This is a genomic window from Syntrophorhabdaceae bacterium, assembly GCA_028713955.1.
Classification (GTDB): Bacteria; Desulfobacterota; Syntrophorhabdia; order Syntrophorhabdales; family Syntrophorhabdaceae; genus UBA5609.
Genome location: JAQTNJ010000346.1, coordinates 1 through 2734, shown reverse-complemented (window position 1 = coordinate 2734; position 2734 = coordinate 1). Strand labels below are relative to the sequence as shown.

3 protein-coding genes are annotated in these 2734 nt (G+C 48.4%); 2 read left to right on the top strand and 1 reads right to left on the bottom strand.

From position 1 onward, the window contains the following. Positions 1-607 precede the first annotated feature (607 nt). The gene (locus PHU49_16810; protein MDD5245670.1) at positions 608-1255 is read left to right on the top strand and encodes an adenylate kinase; all 648 of its coding nucleotides are present in this window, start codon (positions 608-610) and stop codon (positions 1253-1255) included. Positions 1256-1409: 154 nt separating this feature from the next. Beyond that, positions 1410-2198, top strand: coding sequence for a sugar phosphate isomerase/epimerase (locus PHU49_16805; GenBank protein MDD5245669.1), 789 nt, complete (start codon positions 1410-1412; stop codon positions 2196-2198). A gap of 65 nt (positions 2199-2263) precedes the next feature. On the opposite strand, the gene PHU49_16800 is transcribed toward PHU49_16805, so the two are convergent. Continuing rightward, on the bottom strand, positions 2264-2734 hold a 471-nt coding region (locus PHU49_16800), incomplete at its 5' end, for an AEC family transporter (protein ID MDD5245668.1).

Here is a 2734-nt window from a genome sequence, read left to right as displayed (position 1 = left end):
TGTCATTGCGAGCGGAGCGCGGCGCAGTGTCATTGCGAGCCATTTTTCTCTTTGTCATTGCGAGCCCGCAGGGCGCGGCAATCTCATTCAATAGATTATACCCTATGAGATCGCCACGTCGCTACGCTCCTCGCGATGACAACATAAGGATGGGGCTCCCCTCGCGATGACAGCATAAGGATGGGGCTCCGCGATGACAACACGTTTTGAACATTTGATATTTGAACTTTGAGATTGTTTGGAATTTAGATATTAGAATTTTGTGCTTATTGTTTATGTTGGTTTTTATCAATGATTTTTTCCCCTTTTTTTGGTAGACTCACTCATCAGCTCATAACCTACTGCCGAACAATCAAGTAAGCAGTAGAGAGTGGGCAGCAAAAGCTTTTAGTGCATACTGCTTACTGCCTACCACGTTTTACTGTGATTTATGAGCTGATTTTATCGGAGGTAATTATGGCAGAGAAGAATAAACAGAAAAGGGAGACCAAAAAGGCCCCGCAAAAGTCATTGAAGGAAAAGAGGAAAGAGAAACTCGAAAAGAAGGACAAATAGCGTTTTTGATCCAATAATTTGATACCACAATTTGATCCAAGGAGGATGTAAAATGAAAATCGTGCTATTGGGAGCCCCCGGTGCCGGAAAAGGTACCGTGGCAAAGATGCTGACGGATTATGACGGTTCGGTGCAGATCTCGACCGGTGATATTTTGAGAAACGCTGTCAAGGCGGGAAACGAGCTTGGCAAGAAGGCACAGGGTTTCATGGAGCGCGGCGAGCTTGTCCCCGATGACCTCATCATGGATATCATGGAGGCAAGGCTGCAGGAGCCGGATTGCGCGAAGGGTTTTCTCCTCGACGGTTTTCCGAGGACGATCCCGCAGGCCGAGGCGCTGAAGAAATTACTGCTAAAGATCAACCTGAAGCTCGACAGGGTTATCAACCTCGATGTCCCCAGGGATGTCATACTGGACCGGTTGACGACCCGGAGAACCTGTTCCAACCCTGATTGTCAGGAGATCTACAACATCAAGAGCAAGCCGCCGAAACCGGACGGAACCTGCCTGAAATGCGGATCCCCCGCTGTCCAGCGTGCCGACGAGACAGTGGAGGCCATTACGAAACGACTTGAAACATATAATGAAAAGACCGCTCCTCTCATCGATTTCTACACGAAGGAAGGCCTTGTAACGACCATCAGTTCCTTGAGCAGTGAAGAGATCGTCAATCAGGTAAAGGCGGTGGTGAAAAAATAAGAGATACAGGTAATAGGTCATAGGTCATGGGTGATAGGAGGATCAAAAAAAGATTCCCCTGGAATCCATGACCCCTTTTCTTTTCCCGTCACCTATGACCCATCACCTATAACCTTTTTGGTCCATGAAATTTGGTTTCTCTACATACTTTTCGATGCAAAAACCCATCGGGCAGATTATCGGTGAGCTCACTGGAAAAGGGATCAGAACGATCGAGTTGTCCTATGAGTTGCCCCATGTCCTGACGATGGATGAATCTTTTATTGCAAAGGTCAGTGAGCTCCGGAAAAATGGTGTAGAGTTCTCCATGCACGGCCCTTTCTTCGAGATCAACCTCGGGAGCTATATCGAGGAGGTAAGAAAGATATCGAAAGAGCGGAACAAAAAGGCTATTGTCATGGCGGCAAAAATAGGTTGTGATCCGCTCGTCATCCACCCCGGATATTCCTTCATGACAAAGAGGGTGAAAGAGCTGGAGGAACGGCTGAGGATAAGGTTTATCGAGGATCTGCGTGAAATCACCGCCTTTGCAAGCCAACAGGGGGTACGGATCGCCCTCGAGAATGTCCACATGCCCTATTTCTTTTTCTGTGACCTTAAAGAATTTCCCGGGTTGCAGCAACTGGTGCCCGGCATCGGGATGACCCTTGATCTTGGCCATGCGTATCTTACAAAGCGCGCGAATGGTTCCAGGGATCCTGAAGGCGAAATCCTGGCCGATGTACGCGCTATCGGTATTGAAAACATTTTTCACGTCCACCTCCACAACAACACGGGCGAGAGGGACGATCACCTGTTCCTCGAAGGGGACATCGATATGAAGAGGCTCGTCGATGGCCTAAAGAATCTTGGCTATGACGGGAAGATCATCGTGGAGAGCTTTGAGATGGAGGAGCGCGGCATCGAACGCATGATGGAAAGACTCAACGCTATCTCTGCTTGACTAAATTGTCTCTTTGGTTTTTTTGCCTCTCACTGTTTACTATCGACTATCGACTATTCACTGCTTTAATGTATGATTGATGCCCAGAGGATAAATGTCAGGGGTGATGCGAGGGTGGATAGGGTAATTGCCCCTGATGCAATATCCGTATCGCCGCCGATTTCACGGGCCATAATATACGATGTTGTAGCGGCCGGCGTTGCAAGAAGTATGATACCGGGGAGCATCTCTTTGAGGGGGATACCAAAAAGTTCGCTGAGTAAAAGCGAGCATGCCGGCAGTACAATGAGCTTGAAGAATGTGGCAGTGCCGGAAAGGGCGAAGGACTTCCGGATCGTGCCTATGGTAATTGATGCGCCGATGATGATGAGCGCCATGGGGAGGGCAATGTTTGCTAAAATCCCCATGCTTTTCAGAAGGACGTTTGGTACAGGTATCTTGAGGTAAAGGATAGCGATACCGCAGAACGTGGCAACAATGACAGGCGTCTTAATGATCGGCAGAAAGGCCTTGAGGATATTCTTGTGCTGATGCTG